The 17083-nt window shown below is 62.8% G+C and carries 15 protein-coding genes; 13 read left to right on the top strand and 2 right to left on the bottom strand.

Annotation, left to right across the window (positions count from 1 at the left end; all coding sequences use genetic code 11):
- The first annotated feature begins 63 nt into the window (after window positions 1-63).
- The 7 genes from JL2886_RS10900 to trxA all read left to right on the top strand — a co-directional run bounded on the left by JL2886_RS10900 (window position 64) and on the right by trxA (window position 10520).
- On the top strand, window positions 64-1611 hold the full coding sequence (locus JL2886_RS10900; protein WP_065272025.1) for a PAS-domain containing protein: 1548 nt from the start codon (window positions 64-66) through the stop codon (window positions 1609-1611).
- 74 nt (window positions 1612-1685) lie between these two features.
- Window positions 1686-2162, top strand: a complete 477-nt coding sequence (tsaE, locus tag JL2886_RS10895; protein WP_065272024.1) for a tRNA (adenosine(37)-N6)-threonylcarbamoyltransferase complex ATPase subunit type 1 TsaE — start codon at window positions 1686-1688, stop codon at window positions 2160-2162.
- Window positions 2159-3154, top strand: coding sequence for an aminoglycoside phosphotransferase family protein (locus JL2886_RS10890; protein WP_065272023.1), 996 nt, complete (start codon window positions 2159-2161; stop codon window positions 3152-3154). Before tsaE ends, JL2886_RS10890 begins: the two co-directional genes overlap by 4 nt.
- A complete protein-coding gene (locus JL2886_RS10885; protein WP_237028357.1) occupies window positions 3154-3849 on the top strand; it encodes a nucleotidyltransferase family protein in 696 nt (231 codons plus the stop codon). Before JL2886_RS10890 ends, JL2886_RS10885 begins: the two co-directional genes overlap by 1 nt.
- Window positions 3842-6778: a double-strand break repair protein AddB gene (gene addB, locus JL2886_RS10880; protein WP_065272021.1), complete on the top strand. Its 2937-nt coding sequence runs from the start codon at window positions 3842-3844 to the stop codon at window positions 6776-6778. The genes JL2886_RS10885 and addB overlap by 8 nt, the downstream gene beginning before the upstream one ends.
- Window positions 6775-10137: a double-strand break repair helicase AddA gene (gene addA, locus JL2886_RS10875; protein ID WP_065272020.1), complete on the top strand. Its 3363-nt coding sequence runs from the start codon at window positions 6775-6777 to the stop codon at window positions 10135-10137. Before addB ends, addA begins: the two co-directional genes overlap by 4 nt.
- Window positions 10138-10199: 62 nt before the next feature.
- Complete coding sequence (trxA, locus tag JL2886_RS10870; RefSeq protein ID WP_065272019.1) at window positions 10200-10520, top strand: thioredoxin; 321 nt, start codon at window positions 10200-10202, stop codon at window positions 10518-10520.
- Window positions 10521-10614: 94 nt separating this feature from the next.
- On the opposite strand, the gene JL2886_RS10865 is transcribed toward trxA, so the two are convergent.
- The gene (locus JL2886_RS10865; RefSeq protein WP_065272018.1) at window positions 10615-11274 is read right to left on the bottom strand and encodes a dimethylsulfonioproprionate lyase family protein; all 660 of its coding nucleotides are present in this window, start codon (window positions 11272-11274) and stop codon (window positions 10615-10617) included.
- Between the two features lie 163 nt (window positions 11275-11437).
- On the opposite strand from JL2886_RS10865, the gene JL2886_RS10860 reads away from it, so the two are divergent.
- Both JL2886_RS10860 and JL2886_RS10855 read left to right on the top strand, forming a co-directional pair.
- Window positions 11438-11782 (top strand): Lin0512 family protein, encoded by a 345-nt coding sequence (locus tag JL2886_RS10860; protein ID WP_065272017.1) that lies wholly within the window; start codon window positions 11438-11440, stop codon window positions 11780-11782.
- The gene (locus tag JL2886_RS10855; RefSeq protein ID WP_065272016.1) at window positions 11782-12147 is read left to right on the top strand and encodes a Lin0512 family protein; all 366 of its coding nucleotides are present in this window, start codon (window positions 11782-11784) and stop codon (window positions 12145-12147) included. Before JL2886_RS10860 ends, JL2886_RS10855 begins: the two co-directional genes overlap by 1 nt.
- A 78-nt stretch (window positions 12148-12225) precedes the next feature.
- On the opposite strand, the gene JL2886_RS10850 is transcribed toward JL2886_RS10855, so the two are convergent.
- Window positions 12226-12420 (bottom strand): DUF1127 domain-containing protein, encoded by a 195-nt coding sequence (locus JL2886_RS10850; protein ID WP_065272015.1) that lies wholly within the window; start codon window positions 12418-12420, stop codon window positions 12226-12228.
- Between the two features lie 484 nt (window positions 12421-12904).
- Between JL2886_RS10850 and hslV the strand changes: the two genes are divergently transcribed.
- The 4 genes from hslV to JL2886_RS10830 all read left to right on the top strand — a co-directional run bounded on the left by hslV (window position 12905) and on the right by JL2886_RS10830 (window position 17072).
- The gene (gene hslV, locus JL2886_RS10845) at window positions 12905-13468 is read left to right on the top strand and encodes an ATP-dependent protease subunit HslV (RefSeq protein WP_065272014.1); all 564 of its coding nucleotides are present in this window, start codon (window positions 12905-12907) and stop codon (window positions 13466-13468) included.
- 1 nt (window position 13469) lies between these two features.
- Window positions 13470-14540: a hypothetical protein gene (locus JL2886_RS10840; protein ID WP_065272013.1), complete on the top strand. Its 1071-nt coding sequence runs from the start codon at window positions 13470-13472 to the stop codon at window positions 14538-14540.
- 13 nt (window positions 14541-14553) lie between these two features.
- A complete protein-coding gene (gene hslU / locus JL2886_RS10835; protein ID WP_065272012.1) occupies window positions 14554-15867 on the top strand; it encodes an ATP-dependent protease ATPase subunit HslU in 1314 nt (437 codons plus the stop codon).
- A gap of 89 nt (window positions 15868-15956) precedes the next feature.
- On the top strand, window positions 15957-17072 hold the full coding sequence (locus JL2886_RS10830) for an alpha/beta hydrolase (protein ID WP_065272011.1): 1116 nt from the start codon (window positions 15957-15959) through the stop codon (window positions 17070-17072).
- Window positions 17073-17083: the final 11 nt, after the last annotated feature.

Raw genomic sequence — 17083 nt, 5'->3', positions numbered from 1 at the left:
AACTTCATTTAACCATTTTTAAGCAACCATTGATAAAGCGATACGCGAGCAAGGCAGGACAACATGCAGAACATCGTTTCAATCGAATGGCTAATCTTGGCAACCCTCTGCGCCGCCACAGCCGCGGCCGCCGTGTGGTGGCTGTCTCCCGGCGCGCGCTCCAAATCGCTGGAGCAGGATCTGCTGTCCAGCGACGGGCGTACTGATGCGGTCTTCCTGTTTGACGACACCAACCTGATCGGCTGGTCCTCGGGCGCACGCAAATTCATTGGCGAACACGCCGAGGCGTTCAGCTGGAACATGCTGCGCGACCAGCTGGCGCGCAATTACCCCGGCCTGCCGCAATCGCCCGGATTTCTGAAAGATGTCGGTCCCCTTGTCCTGTCGGGCACCGAATCCGCCGAAAGCCGCGAAGCGCATTGTGAATGGATCGACGGTATTACCCGCGTGCAGCTGCGCCGCTCGACACTGGAAGAGCAGAACAGATCGCAGGATCAGGAACTGACCACCCTGCGCGCAGCCGTGCATCAGGCCCCTTATCCGGTCTGGCTGCAATCGGATGAAGGCGCAATCACCTGGTCCAACCTGGCCTATGACAACCTTACCCATAAAATCCGCGGCCGCGACGTGGATGTGTCGGTGCCCCTGTTCACCGATCTTGAAGAACCCAAATCCAGCGGCAAACCGGAACGGATTTCCATCCCACTGCCCGACAGCAACAAGCAGCTGTGGTACAATATCTCGACCACTCAAACCGAAGCCGGCTGGCTGTGTCACGCTGTCGATGTGAATGCGGTGGTGGATGCCGAAATCGCCCAGCGCAACTTTGTGCAGACTCTGGCAAAAACCTTTGCCCAGCTGTCCATTGGTCTGGCCATCTTTGATCGCAACCGCCAGCTCGTCCTGTTCAATCCGGTGCTGATCGACCTGACCGCGCTGCCGCCCGATTTCCTCAGCTCCCGTCCCAACCTGATGAGCTTTTTCGACCGTCTGCGCGACCAGCGTATGATGCCCGAGCCCAAGAATTACTCCAGCTGGCGCCACCAGTTCGAAGACCTGCTCGAGGCCGCTGCTGAAGGCCGGTACAAGGAAACATGGTCGCTGCCCTCGGGTTCGGTCTATTCTGTCTCTGGCCGCCCGCATCCCGATGGTGCCATTGCCTTCCTGTTCGAGGACATCACCGCCGAAGTGACCCTGACGCGTCAGTTCCGCTCTGAGCTGGAAATGGGCCAGTCGATCATGGACCAGATGGACGAAGCCATCGCCGTCTTTGCAAATGATGGCAGCATGACTTTCTCCAACGCCGCCTATCATCAGATGTGGAAAATGGACCCAGACGCCAGCTTTGCCAAAGTGTCGATCATGGATGCCAGCCGCGTCTGGCAGGACACCTGCGCCCCGACACCGGCTTGGGGAGAGATCCGCGATTTCGTCGCAGCCAGCGATGCGCGCGACCCCTGGTGGGCAAATGTGAAACTGCGCGACGGCACGCCGCTGATGTGCAAGGTCACCGGCATCCAGAACGGCGCCACCATGGTCAGCTTCTGCAATCCGCAGACCAGCCTGCCCTGCGCCGAACAGGAACGCTTTGCCATCTCTGATCACAGCTGAACAGGACTGCAAGCCGGGCAACCCCAGGGGCAATCCCGCTTGCAGCGCATGACGCCTGACGCCATTGTGGCGCCATGATCAAAAGTCCTCATTCCTGCACTCTGGCTTCGGCCGAAAATACCGCTGATCTGGCACAGAAAATCGCCGGGGCCCTCTGCCCGGGCGATTGCCTGCTTCTGGAAGGTCCCATCGGCGCCGGCAAGACGCATTTCGCCCGCCACCTGATCCAGTCGTTGCAGGACATCCCCGAAGATGTCCCCTCTCCCACCTTCACGTTGGTCCAGACCTACGAGGTCCCGGCGGGTGAGCTGTGGCATGCGGATCTTTACCGCCTGTCGTCGCTTGATGAGGTCGAAGAACTGGGGCTGCTCGCCGCCTTTGATACCGCGATCACCCTGGTCGAATGGCCCGACCGACTGGAGGAGCTGGCGCCGCAGCACGCTTTGCACCTGACATTTGCACTGGACCCCGATAGCGAAGATGCCCGTCTGCTGACCCTGCGGTGGAGCGATGACAGATGGCAGCCCCTGATGGAGCAAGTTTTTTCATGACATACCGAACAGAGCTGATCTCCGCCTTTTTGTCGGGCGCCGGATACGGCAGCTGGGAACGCCGCCCGTTGGCCGGCGATGCCTCGATGCGCCGCTATGAACGGCTGATCGGCCCACACGGCGGCTCTGCGGTGCTGATGGATGCCCCGGCAGAGAAGGGCGAGGATATCCGCCCCTTCGTTCAGATCGCCGAATACCTGCACGAGCAGGGCGTCAGCGCGCCCGAAATTCTGGCTGAGGACTCAGAACACGGCTTCCTGCTGATTGAGGACCTCGGCGACGGGCTGTTCAGCAGCGTGATCGAACAGGATCCCAGTCAGGAAATGTCCCTCTACCGGGCCGCAACCGATCTTCTGATTGCGCTGCATCAGGCGCCGCTGCCCGATCTGGAGCCGCTTGGTCCGCGTGTCATGGCGGAAATGGCCAGCCTTGTGATGACAACCTACCGAAGCGGCATCACCGGGCAGGAGGACAGCGTGCTGACCAACCGGTTCGAAGATCAGTTCGAAGACATCCTGCGCCACAGCGTCAAGGGCGACGCCGTCTTTGTGCACCGGGATTTTCATGCCCAGAACCTGCTGTGGCTGCCGGATCGGGACGGGATCGCCCGCGTCGGCGTCATCGATTTTCAGGACGCCCGCACCGGTCATCCGGCCTATGATCTGGTCTCGCTCCTGCAGGACGCCCGCCGCGATGTGCCCGCCGGGGTCGAGATGCAGATGATCGATCACTACATTGAGGTCACCGGTGTCGATCCCTCCGGGTTCCGCACCGCCTATACGGTGATCGGCGTGCAGCGAAACCTGCGTATCCTAGGCATTTTTGCGCGGCTGTCGCAGGAAGGCGGCAAGCCGCAGTATCTGGATCTGATCCCGCGCGTCTGGGGCCATGTCATGCGCGGGTTGGAGCACCCCGCCCTTGCGCCTCTGGCGGATTGGCTGCGCAGTGATCTACCCCCACCCAGCCCCGAAAACCTGGACAGGCTGCGATAATGGCGGCGCTATCCCCCGAAGCAGTAATGATCTACGCGGCCGGCTTTGGCACCCGGATGAAGGCGCTGACCCGGAATCTGCCGAAACCGATGATCCCGGTTGCCGGGCGGCCCCTGATCGACCACACGCTGGATCTGGCCCACGCGGTGCAGCCCGCGCGGATCGTGGTCAACACCCATTACAAGGCAGAGATCCTGCAGGAGCACCTGAAATCGCAGGGCGTTCTGATCAGCAACGAACAGCCGGAGATCCTGGATACCGGCGGCGGTCTGCGCCATGCGCTGCCCCTTCTGGGTGATGGTCCCGTTTACACCTCAAACTCCGATGCGATCTGGGCTGGGCCGAACCCCTTTGAAATGCTGCGCGCGGCTTGGGATCCCGCGCAGATGGACGGCCTCATGCTCTGCGTACCGCTGGCGCGCGCTGTGGGGCGGAAGGGCGGCGGTGATTTCTCGGCCGACGCGGCGGGGCGCATTTCATGGGGCGGCGATCTGGTCTGGGGCGGTGTGCAGATCCTCAAGACAGACGGATTGCAGAGCATCAACGAGGCCGCCTTTTCCACCCGCCTGCTATGGAACCCGATGATCGAGGAAAAACGGCTGTACGCCCTCGAATATCCCGGCCACTGGTGCGATGTGGGCCACCCCGAAGGCATCACCCTGGCGGAGCAATTGCTGGCACATGACGATGTTTGAACCACAGGACAAACCGCGCCTGTTCGCCCTGCCCTGCGGTGTCGATTTCCCGCGGGCGCTAGTGAACGGCCTAATCGCGCGCAGCGCTGGCCTCCCGCCCGAGGCGCTGGCCCGCGCCGAGGTGATCGTCAACACCGCCCGCATGCAGCGCCGGGTGCGCGATCTGTTTGACGCAGGTCCCACCCTGCTGCTGCCACGCCTGTCGCTGCTGACCGATCTGGCACAGCGCGCCACCCTGCACGGCCTGCCACCTGCTCTGCCCTCGCTCAGGCGCCGGTTGGAGCTGTCGCAGCTGATCGCGAAACTGCTGGACGCGCAGCCGGATCTTGCCGCGCGGGCCTCGCTTTTCGATCTCTCCGACAGTCTGGCGGCGTTGATCGACGAAATGCAGGGCGAAGGCGTCAGCACCGACACCATCCGCAATCTTGATGTCTCGGACATGTCCGGGCATTGGGCGCGCGCGCAGGCCTTCATCGGGATCGCAGATGATTTTGTCGACCGCCACGACGATGCCATGGACAAGGAAGCCCGCCAGCGGCAGGTGGTTCTGAACCTGATCGACCAGTGGCAGAGCGCACCGCCGCAACACCCGGTGATCCTGGCCGGCTCCACCGGCTCGCGCGGTACCACGCTGATGCTGATGGAAGCCATCGCCCGCCTGCCGCAGGGCGCGGTGATCCTGCCGGGGTTCGATTTCGACCAGCCCGATCACGTCTGGTCCGGCCTTGATGATCCGCTGATCTCCGAAGACCACCCGCAATACCGGTTCTACCGGCTGATGAAGGATCTGGAGCTCACGCCGCGTGATGTTGAACCCTGGACAGATGAAACCCCACCGTTTCCGGCCCGCAACCGGCTGGTGTCGCTGGCGCTGCGCCCTGCCCCCGTCACCGACGCCTGGATGAGCGAAGGACCGCAGCTGACCGATATCGACCGCGCTGCCGAGACCATCACCCTTGTCGAAGCGCCAAGCCCCAGATCCGAGGCGCTCACCATCGCTTTGCGTCTGCGGCAGGCCGCCGAGGATGGCCAGACCGCGGCGCTGATCACCCCCGACCGGATGCTGACGCGGCAGGTGTCGGCGGCGCTGGACCGCTGGGACATCCTGCCGGATGATTCCGCCGGTCAGCCGCTGCAACTGTCTCCGCCGGGCCGTTTCCTGCGCCACGTGGCCGAGCTGTTCTGCCACGTGCTGACGCCGGACATGCTGCTGACGCTGCTGAAACACCCGCTGACCCATGACGGGCCAGAGGCTGCGCGCGGCGAACACCTGCGCCATACCCGCGATTTCGAACTCGAGCTGCGCCGCAATGGCCCGCCCTTCCCCGATGCAGACAGTTTTGCCGCCTTTGGCACCACGCGCGATCTGATCCCCGGCTGGGTCGACTGGCTGACGACACAATTTGCCGATCAGGTCACCCCGGGCAACCTGTCCCTGACGGATTGGATCACCCGCCTGCGCGCCCGCGCCGAAGGCATTGCCTCTGGCAGTCAGCTGGGCGGCAGCGGCACGCTCTGGGACAAGAAAGCCGGCCAGAAGGCGCTGAAGGTGATCACCGATCTGGAAGAGAACGCGCAATTCGGCGGCGAGATGAGCGCCCGCGACTTTGCCGATCTTCTGGGCGCGCTGCTGGCGCAGGAAGAGGTGCGCGACCGCGACGCGCCTTATGGGTCGATCATGATCTGGGGTACGCTAGAGGCCCGTGTTCAAGGCGCCGATCTGGTCATTCTGGCCGGCATCAACGAGGGTAGCTGGCCCGAGGCCGCCAGCCCCGATCCCTGGCTGAACCGCCAGTTGCGCAATCAGGCCGGGCTGTTGCTGCCCGAACGCCGCATCGGTCTCTCTGCGCATGACTTCCAGCAGGCCGTGGCCGCGCCTGAGGTCTGGTTGACCCGTGCCAAACGCTCGGAAGAGGCAGATACCGTACCCTCGCGCTGGCTCAACCGGATGATGAACCTGTTGCGCGGCCTGCCGGAACAAGGCGGGCGCGCCGCGCTGGAGGCAATGCGCGCACGCGGGCAGACATGGCTGGATTGGTCAACGGCGCTGGAGGTCCCGCTGCCAAGCGAACCTGCCAGCCGCCCTGCCCCGCGCCCGCCAGTTGCCGCCCGTCCGCGACAGCTGTCAGTCACGGAAATCCCGCGCCTGATCCGCGATCCTTATGCGGTTTACGCCAAACATGTGCTGCGCCTGAAACCGCTGAACCCGTTGATGCGGGAACCCGATGCGCTGTTGCGCGGGATCGTGGTGCACAAGGTGTTTGAGGATTATATCCGCGATAGCCGCGACAACCCGGAGCTGCTGACCCCGGAAGAGCTGATCGCGCGCACCCGCAGCCAGTTGCAGGCAGAGGTCCCCTGGCCCGTTGCCCGCAGCCTGTGGCTGGCGAGGATCGCCCGTATCGCCGAAAGCTTTGTCGCGGGTGAGCAGACCCGCCGCGCCGCTGCGCGCCCTTCGGGGTTCGAAATCAGCGGAGGAGTTCGCCTTGCGCCGCTCGATTTCCAGATCACCGGACAGGCCGACCGGATCGACGTCGATGAACGCGGTTGCCTGCATATCTTTGACTACAAAACCGGCGATCCACCGACCGACAAACAACAGCGCGCCTTTGACAAACAGCTGCTGATCGAGGCCGCCATGGCCGAACAGGGCGCCTTTGAAGACTACGGCGCCGCGCGGGTCGAGCGCGCGACCTTCATCGGCCTGAAATCCCCGATCAAGGAAGTGCCCGCGCCGCTGGCGGATGAACCCCCGGCCAAGGTCTGGGCTGAGCTGAAGAAACTGATCGAAGCCTATTTCGACCCCGAACAGGGCTATAGCAGCCGTCGCATGGTGCACCGGGACGATTTTGCCGGCGACTACGATCATCTGGCGCGCTTTGGCGAATGGGACCGCAGCGACATGCCAAAGCCGGAGGATCTGACATGACCGCCCCCCGCGATGCAGCATCTGAGGCGCAGTTTCGCGCCGCGCGGCCCGATGCCTCGACTTGGCTGGCGGCCAATGCCGGATCGGGCAAGACCAAGGTGCTGACCGACCGGGTGGCGCGGCTGTTGCTGAAAGGCGTGCAGCCGCAGCACATCCTGTGCCTGACCTATACCAAGGCCGCCGCCAGCGAGATGCAGAACCGGCTGTTCCAGCGGCTGGGTGAATGGGCGATGCTGGGCGATGACAGCCTCAGCGCAGCGCTGGAGGATCTGGGCGCAGGCGACGTGGCCCGGGGCGAGGGGCTGGCGCAGGCGCGCACGCTCTTTGCCCGCGCGATTGAAACGCCGGGTGGCCTCAAGATCCAGACGATCCACTCTTTCTGTTCCTCGCTGTTGCGGCGTTTCCCGCTGGAGGCTGGCGTCAGCCCGCAATTCGCCGAAATGGAAGACCGCGCCGCCACACTGTTGCGCGCTGAAATCGTCGAGGATATCGCCAACGGCCCGGAGGCGCATCTGGTCGAGGCGCTGGCCCGGCATGTTGCAGGCAGCGATTTTGACGATCTGACCGCTGCCATCTGCCAGCGCCGCGCCGAATTTGCCCAGCCTCTGGATCGCGCGGGTCTGCTGAAACTGTTCGACCTGCCCGAAGGGTTTGACGCAGCCGCGCTGGAGGGGTTGGTGTTCCTGGGTGGAGAAGATGAGCTGCTGAGCCGCACCCGCGATATGCTGGCAACCGGCGGCACCAACGATCAGAAAGCTGCCGCGAAACTCGCCGGGATCGCCACGCCGAAAATGGCCGATTTGCCTGTGTTAGAGTCGGTTTTCCTGACTGGCGCCAGCGCCAAGGCGCCCTTTACGGCCAAGGTCGGCAGCTTTCCGACCAAGAAGCTGCAAAAGGACAACCCCGATCTGATGGATCGGCTGGAGCCTTTCATGCTGCGGGTCGAGGACGCCCGTGCCAAACGGCTGGCGCTGGCAGCGGCGCAGAAATCCGAGGACCTGCACGCCTTTGCCTCCGTGTTCCTGCCGGAATACGAGCGGCGCAAACAGCTGCGCGGCTGGCTCGACTTTGATGATCTGATCCTCAAGGCGCGGCTGCTGCTGAACGATCCGGCGGTGGCGGCCTGGGTGCTCTATCGGCTGGATGGCGGCATTGATCATATCCTGGTGGACGAAGCGCAGGACACCAGCCCGGTGCAATGGGACGTGATCGAAAAACTGGCGCAGGAGTTCACATCAGGGATCGGCGCGCGATCGGATGTGGAGCGCACGATCTTTGTGGTCGGCGACAAGAAACAGTCGATCTATTCCTTTCAGGGCGCCGACCCGGATGCCTTTGACCGCATGCAGGAAGAATTCGGCCGCCGACTGGCCGAAACCGGCGCGGCGCTTCAGAATGCGGCGCTGGAATTTTCCTTCCGCTCCTCTGCGGCGATCCTGCGGCTGGTCGATCTGGTTTTCAAGGACAGCCCCCGCGCCGGCTTTCACAAGGACGCGTTGCACCGTGCCTTTAAATCCGATCTGCCGGGGCGCGTGGACCTCTGGCCTGCGGTGGAAAAGCTGGATGATGAGGAAGACCGCGACTGGACCGACCCGGTGGACCGGCCCGGCGCCCGTCATCATACGGTGATCCTGGCCGAACGCATCGCCCGCGAGATCAAGCGGATGATCGACGACAAGGTCACCATCCCCGAGGACGGCCCCACCCGCGGTACATTCCAGCGCCGCCCGGTACATGCCGGGGATTTCCTGATCTTGGTGCAGCGCCGGTCCGAGCTGTTTTCCGAAATCATCCGCGCCTGCAAGGCCGCCCGCCTGCCCATCGCCGGTGCCGACCGGCTGAAGGTGGGTGCCGAACTGGCGGTCAAGGATATCGCCGCGCTTTTGTCGTTTCTGGCGACGCCCGAGGACAGCCTGTCGCTGGCCGCCGCGCTGAAATCACCGCTTTTTGGCTGGTCGGAACAGATGCTGTTCGACCTTGCCCACCGGCGCAAAGGCGGCAGCCATCTGTGGGCGGCGCTGCGCGAACGGGCGGCGGAATTCCCCGAAACGATGCAGGTGATCGACGATCTGCGCAGCCAGACCGATTTTCTGCGCCCCTATGATCTGATCGAGCGGATCCTGACCCGTCACAGGGGCCGCCAGCGCCTGCTGGGCCGCCTTGGCCCAGAGGCAGAGGACGGCATCAACGCGCTCCTGTCGCAAGCGCTGGCCTATGAACGCACCGATATTCCCAGCCTTACCGGGTTTCTTGTCTGGATGCAGACCGACGATCTTGAGATCAAGCGCCAGATGGGCGCCGCCGGGGATATGATCCGGGTGATGTCGGTGCATGGCTCCAAGGGGCTGGAGGCGCCGATCGTGATCCTGCCAGATACCGCCAAACGCAAGCCGCCCAGCGATGCCGAGATCATCGTGGCCGAAGGCGCGCCGCTGTGGCGCGTGCCCAAGGACCAGATGCCCGCCGCCATGCTCACCGCGCGCGAGGCCGCGCAGGAGAAACAGCAGAACGAAAGACTGCGCCTATTGTATGTGGCGCTAACGCGGGCAGAGAAGTGGCTGATCGTTGCGACCGCCGGGGAGCTGTCGAAAGAGGGTGACAGCTGGTACCAGATGGTCGAACGGGCTCTGAATGACGGCGGCGCTGCCGAAGCCGACCTGCCCGGTGGGCCGGGACTGCGGCTACAGCATGGCGATTGGGACGGGCTGGAGTTTGTCGCCCACGACGCCCCCGAGCCAAAGAAAGTGACCCTGCCACAGGTCTTTACACAGCCTGCCCCGGCCTATGTCGCACCGGAACCGACGCTCAGCCCATCGGATCTGGGCGGCGCCAAGGCGCTGCCTGGCGATCAGGGTCTGGACGAGGAGGCTGCCAAGGCGCGCGGCACCAACCTGCACTTGCTGCTGGAACATCTGCCCGCACAGCCAGAGGACCGCTGGCCGGATCTGGCCCGGGCGCTGCTGGCGGGATGCGAGGACCAAGGGGAACTGCTGCAGGAGGCAAGCGCCGTATTGCGCAATCCCGATCTCGCGCATGTCTTTGCCCCCGGCACCCTGTCCGAAATGGCCGTGACGGCCGATCTGGATGGCATCCGCCTGCACGGGGTGATCGACCGGCTGATCGTGGAGCCTGCACGGGTTCTGGCGGTGGATTTCAAATCGAATGCCACTGTTCCGCAATCGGTCACCGACTGTCCCGACGGGCTGCTGCGGCAAATGGGCGCCTATGCGCTGGCGCTTGGGCGCATCTACCCCGGTAAAACCATCGAAACAGCGCTGATATGGACCCGCAATGCAACCCTGATGCCCCTGCCGCACGAAGTTGTGACGCGGGCCTTCCAGCGTCACGGGGAACCTTGACGAGTCCTTAAGCCCTACCTAGGTTCAGCATCCAGTTGCCACTCATCTCAGGAGACATTTCCATGTCCACCGTAGCCGTCACCGACGAAACCTTTGACGCCGAAGTCAAGAACTCCTCAGTTCCCGTTGTCGTAGACTTCTGGGCCGAATGGTGCGGCCCCTGCAAGCAGATCGGCCCCGCTCTGGAAGAGCTGGCCGCCGAATACGGCGACAAGGTGAAGATCGCCAAGGTCGACGTTGACAGCAACCCGAACGCTGCTGCCGCCATGGGCGTGCGCGGTATTCCGGCGCTGTTCATCTTCAAGGACGGTCAGGTTGTCTCCAACCGCGCCGGCGCCGCACCCAAGGCCGCGCTGCAAAGCTGGATCAACGAAAGCATCTGATCCGCTTGGATCTGAAGCGAGAATTTTTAAAGGGCGCCCCGGTGGCGCCCTTTTTCATTTGGGCCCGCAATAAAACCCGTCCGGTGATCTGCGCCTATTTGGGTGCGCGCGTGAACACCATCTTCTGGTTGGCTAGTTTCTCCTGATCGCCAACCCAAGCGTAGCAGAGCAGCGACGGGTTATGATCCGCCACGGTGATGCGGTGCAGCTGTCCCGGCGGGTTGAAGATCAGCGACCCCGGCGCATAGACCCCCTGATCGTTCTCCGACACCGCGCCAGAGAGGCAGATATAGCTCTCCGAGATGCCATCATGGGAATGGGCCGGATAGGTGCAGCCTGGCGCGAACAGCACCAGCCCGAGGATCACCTCGTCGGTCATCACCGGGCCGGTGGGACCAGCCAGTTCGGCATAGGCGTATTTGCGCTCCAACCCGCGGGGCACCTTTTCATAGCCGTATTGCCAGACCAGATGCTGCCGCACCGCCTCGATCGCGCGGATAAAGGCGCCGTGGCGTTCCTGCCGTCCGTTGTCGAGCGCCCGCTGCAGATGCGCCGTCACGGGTTTATCAACGCTGGCACCGGCGCGAACCTCGGCATTGGATTTCAGAACCCGGCTGATGCGTTCACGGACCATGCGCTGATGACTGCGGATCTTGACGCTGCCACCCGCAGGCAGGCGGCGGTAGAACTCATAGAAATCCCGTAGCAGATAATCCCACTCCGGACTATCTTTCAGGCGGATCTGGTCGGTCATGTCGGCGCCCTCCTCTGACGGTTGCCACGCTTGTCCCCGCATGCCGCCATTCGCTCTAGCGTCACAGCGACGGCCCCGTGTCGCAATTGTGGCTGTTGCAGACTGCCCCTTTTCCCTGCGCCGGATCCCCGGCAAAGTGGCCGCCAGAAAAAGGAGGACCGTCATGGCCAAAACGCGGGTACTGGTGGAATTCGGCATGGGCACATCCCTGCGCCGCGCCGATTACACCGAAGCGGCAAAACGCGCGATCAGGGATGCCCTGTGGCACAATTCGGTCAACATGGCCGAACTGTTCGATTTCCCGAAGGAAGCCATGATCATCGACGCCGAAATCGGGGTGCAGCAGCCGGACTCCGTGGATGCCGATGCGCTGAAGGAGATCTTTCCCTATGGCCGCCCCGACATCCGCATCACCAAAGGTGGTCTGGACATCGACAAACCGGGTGGCGGTAAGACGGTCATCGCCAATGCCGCCGTCATTGTCTCTTTTGAAATGGAGGCGGTGTGATGACGGAGAAACGTATCATTCTGGAAATGGGCACCGGCAACGATCTTTACGGGCAGGACTACACCAAGGCGGCCCGGCGTGCGGTGCAGGATGCGCTGCATCATTCCTCGATTACCCTGTTTTCCGAACTGGGCATCGATCATTCCGAAATGCGGGTTGAGGTGACTATTGCCGTGCAAAAGCCCGAAGCGGTGGACTGTGATCTGGTGGCCGCCGATCTGCCGCGTGGCCGGGCAAAAGTGCGGGCCGTTTTCGGGGGGCTGGATGTGGCGGGTGTGGATGGCAAGGCGCCGCATGTCATCGCAACGGCTGCGATCGAGGCCTGGCTGCCCGATCTGGCCGGACGCTACAGGTGGTCGGAATAAAAGCCCCCTGAAATGCACAAAGCCGTCCGGGTTCGGACGGCTTTGCTAGCTGTATAAGGTCATGTGAAGGTCTGCCTATCAGATCTTCGAGATGTCTTCGCGGGTCAGACCGATATCGGCCAGCTGGACGTCGGACAGACGGTACAGCGCACGGCGGGTGATGCGGGCTTCACGGGCTTCTGCGAAGGCAGCTTTTGCGTTCAGAACGGTGTCGACGATGCGGAGGACGGCAACCGCACCGAGGGGTGCATGGATATTTGCTGTTGTGGCCATTTTATGGGTCCTGTAACAAAACAACCGGCCCCATGCCGGTGTTATCGCCCATGTAGGAGAGGCGGGTGAGTCTCACAATTGCCCGTTTGACAGTCCCGATCTGCGCCTATTGCATAACAAATGATCAGTTTGTTAACGCCGTGATCCGCTCTTCTAATACAGTGCAAGGGGCGCATCAGCGGGTTTGATAACGGCCGCCGATCGGCACATTTGCCCGGGGCCGAACGCCGATCCATCCTTTGGCATGCTTTGCCGTTTCATCGCCTGGCTTGCAATCATTTGATAACGCATGGGTTTGCCCTGCATCTCTCATAGTTTTCGGGTCAGGAACCCCGGCAACAGCCCCCTGCCCGCCAGATGGATCAACGCAAGTTGAAGGCTAGGCACGGCAATAGATTGGGCAAAGGCAGCCGCAGGTCAGATACCCGGTTGAGCAATAAGGACCCAACGCCCATATATGGCTGCAACAACACTGGAGGCATGCATGGCAGACGATCAATTCCCCGGCTGGCACGGGACCACCATTATCGGTGTCAAGAAAGACGGGCTTGTGGTGATTGCCGGTGATGGGCAGGTGTCGCTGGGCCAGACCGTGATCAAGGGCAGCGCCCGCAAGGTTCGCCGCCTGTCCCCCGGCGGCTATGACGTGGTCGCGGGCTTTGCCGGCTCCACCGCAGATGCCTTTACCCTACTGGAGCGGCTTGAGGCCAAGCTGGAAGCAACGCCGGGCCAACTGGCGCGCGCCAGCGTCGAACTGGCCAAGGACTGGCGCACCGACAAATACCTGCAAAAGCTCGAAGCGATGCTGATCGTCAGCGATGGAACGGACCTTCTGGTCATCACTGGCGCCGGCGATGTGCTGGAGCCGGAACATGACGTAGCCGCCATCGGTTCGGGCGGCAATTTCGCCCTCGCGGCGGCCCGCGCGATGATGGACAGTGACAAATCGGCGGAAACCGTGGCCCGCGAATCCATGGCGATCGCCGCCGATATCTGCGTTTACACCAACGGCAGGCTGACCGTCGAAACCATCAGCCCGGAGAAATAGGGTGTCCGGCATCGACCGCGATGATCTGCGCGCCGCCGTGGGATCGGGCCTGCTGAGCGAGGTGCAGGCTGCCTCGCTGCTGGCGCTGGCCGACAGCCGCCGGGGCGCGCGTGAAAACCTGGCAGAAGGCGATGAACCGTTTGAGCTATTCAAGGGGTTCAACGAGATCTTCATCGTCATCGGGCTGCTGATCCTCGCCTCCGGATGGGCGGCGGTCACGGCAGCAATGCTGGCGGGCAGCCTGGGCGGATATCAAAGCAAGACGGTCACCGCCGCGGTGATCGGCGCCGCGGTTCTGTGGGCGCTGTCAGAATATTTCATCCGCCGCCGACGTATGGTGGCGCCGGCCATTGCGCTGTCTGTCCTCTGGGCGCTGAATGCCGGGGCAGGGCTGTCGGCGCAGTTTTCCCAGCCCTTCATGATTGCCCAGACCGATTATTCCAGCATGCAGCTGCCATTCGCGCTGACCACGGTCGCCATCGCCATCTACTGGCTGCGGTTCCGGGTGCCCTTTGCCATGGCCCTGATCGCGCTTGGCGTTTTTGCACTGGCACTGCTGATGGGGGCGATCCGCATGGGTACCCCCGCCGATATCGGCGATTTCTTCCTACTGTCGGCCAGCGGTCCCTTCGCCTGGATCACGCTGTTGGTGGGCCTTGCGGTCTTTGTCGTGGCGATGGTCTTCGACATGAGCGATCCGCACCGGGTCACCCGGCGCTCGGCGCAGGGGTTCTGGCTGCACGTGGTCGCTGCCCCGGCGCTGGTCAATACCATCGCGCTCAGCCTGCTGGAAAACGGCAGCAGCGGCGCGCATCTGCTGCTGCTGGCCGTGCTGTTGGCCTTTGCCTTTGTTGCCATCGTGATCGACCGGCGGTCATTCCTGATTGCCGCGATCGGCTATAGCGTGACCCTGGCCGGAACGGTGTTCGACGGCGAAGGCGCCGCATCGACCATTCTGGTTCTGGGCGTGTTCCTTGTGGCGCTGGGGGCTTTCTGGACCCGCATCCGCGCCGCGCTTCTTTCACCCTTGTCCGGGCTGGTGCCGCTTCACCGGCTGCCACCCTCTCATTGATACGGGAAATCCCATGACTGACCTGACACCCCGCGAAATCGTTTCCGAACTGGACCGGTTCATCATCGGCCAGAAAGACGCCAAACGCGCCGTCGCCGTCGCCCTGCGCAACCGCTGGCGGCGCAAGCAGCTAGGCGATGACCTGCGCGACGAGGTTTACCCCAAGAACATCCTGATGATTGGCCCCACCGGCGTCGGCAAGACCGAGATCAGCCGCCGTCTGGCGAAACTCGCCCGCGCGCCCTTTATCAAGGTCGAAGCCACCAAGTTCACCGAGGTCGGCTATGTTGGCCGTGACGTCGAACAGATCATCCGCGATCTGGTGGACACCGCGATCATGCAGACCCGCGAATTCATGCGCGAAGACGTCAAGGCCAAGGCCCACAAGGCCGCCGAGGAGCGCGTCATCACCGCCATCGCCGGCACCGAGGCCCGCGACAGCACCCGCGAAGTGTTCCGCAAGAAACTGAAATCCGGCGAGCTGGACGACACCGTCATCGAACTGGAGGTCACCGATACCTCGAACCCGATGGGCGGCATGTTCGATATTCCCGGCCAGCCCGGCGGGGCCATGGGCGGCATGATGAACCTGGGCGACCTGTTCGGCAAAGCCATGGGCGGGCGCACCGTGAAGAAGCGCCTCACCGTCGCCGAAAGCTATGACGTGCTGATCGGGGAAGAGGCGGACAAGCTGCTGGACGACGAGACGGTCACCCGCGTTGCCCTGGAATCGGTGGAGCAGAACGGCATCGTTTTCCTGGATGAGATCGACAAGGTCTGCGCCCGCTCCGATGCCCGTGGTGGCGACGTCAGCCGCGAAGGCGTGCAGCGCGATCTGCTGCCGCTGATCGAGGGCACCACCGTCAGCACCAAACACGGACCGGTCAAAACGGACCATATCCTGTTCATCGCTTCCGGTGCTTTCCACATTGCAAAACCGTCAGACCTGCTGCCGGAATTGCAAGGCCGTCTGCCGATCCGGGTGAACCTGCGCGCGCTGAGCGAGCAGGATTTCATCCGCATCCTGACCGAGACAGACAATGCGCTGACCCGCCAGTACACCGCCCTGATGGGCACCGAGGAGGTCGAGGTCACCTTTACCGAAGAGGGTATCGCAGCGCTGGCGAAAATCGCGGCCGAGGTGAACCAGTCGGTGGAAAACATCGGCGCGCGGCGCCTTTACACGGTGATGGAACGGGTGTTCGAAGAGCTGTCCTTTACCGCGCCGGACCGGGGCGGCGAGGCTGTTGTGGTTGATGCTAAATTTGTCTCCAAGAACCTTGGTGAGCTGGGCGGCTCCAACGATCTGAGCCGCTACGTCCTGTAAACAACACCGCCCGGTTGCGGCTGGTCCTGCCAGTTGGAACCGGGCGGTTTCCGGTATATCCAAGGCGTGAAACAGGTTGGATATTTGGCATGTTGTTTTTCCGGAAGGTTTTGTTTCTATCCCTTTTTGCCGCTGCCGCCTGTGGCATTCGGCCGTCGACACCGACCATCCCCGAAGCGCTGGAGATCGGAACGGCAAAGACGATCTTTGCCGCCACGATCCGTGACCCGCTGCCCGAAGGCGGGTTTGGCAATGGAAGGACCGAAGACTATCACCTGCTGGAATTGACCGTTTCGATCCCGCCCAACCACCAGCCCGGGCAGCTGCTGTTTGCCTATGACACACCGGACCCGAAGACCGAGTTCACCATGGCGGGTCGGCGAAAGATTGAGACACCTGCGGTTTTCATGGATCGACTGAACCGCGAACTGGCAAAATTTGAACCGGACGAGCGTGACATCACCGTCTTTGTGCATGGGTTCAATTCCACCCAATCCGAAACCGCCTTTCGCGCGGCGCAGCTGACCCATGATACCAAGGTTCCCGGTGCCACCGTGGTCTATTCCTGGCCCAGCCTCGGCAGTCCGCTTGGCTATGCTTATGATGCCGACAGCGTGATGTTTGCCCGCGACGGGCTGGAACGGCTGCTGAAACAACTCAGCAAAAGCAACGCGCGGCGGATCGTTCTGGTGGCGCATTCCATGGGGTCGATGCTGGCGATGGAGACATTGCGCCAGATTGAAATCCGCACACCCGGCTGGTCTGACAGGAGCCTTGACGGCGTGGTGCTGATGTCGCCGGATCTGGATCTGGACGTCTTTCGCAGCCAGATGAGCCGCCTCAACCCGGTTCCGCAGCCATTTCTGGTTTTCATTTCCCGCAAGGACAAGATTTTGACCCTGTCGCAACGGCTGCGGGGCACGTCCAGCCGCGCGCGGCTGGGTAATCTGGGATCGACCGATGGTCTGGAGGATTTGCCGATCAGCATCATCGACACCACCGATTACGCCGATTCCGCCAGCTCTGGCCATTTGGTTGCTGGCACTTCGCCCGCGCTCCTCGCGATCCTCAGTTCGGCGCGGCAATCATCGCAAGCGTTTTCACGCAAAGGGTTGATTTTTGATGGGGTGCTGCCGCCACCGATGGTGGAGAAAAAGCAGATTCAGGATCTGTCGCTCATCGATATCACCGACAGCCAGCGATAACCGCGCGACGA

This window comes from Phaeobacter gallaeciensis, from assembly GCF_001678945.1.
Taxonomy (GTDB): Bacteria; Pseudomonadota; Alphaproteobacteria; order Rhodobacterales; family Rhodobacteraceae; genus Phycobacter; species Phycobacter gallaeciensis_A.
This window is presented reverse-complemented; position numbering and strand designations above follow the sequence as displayed.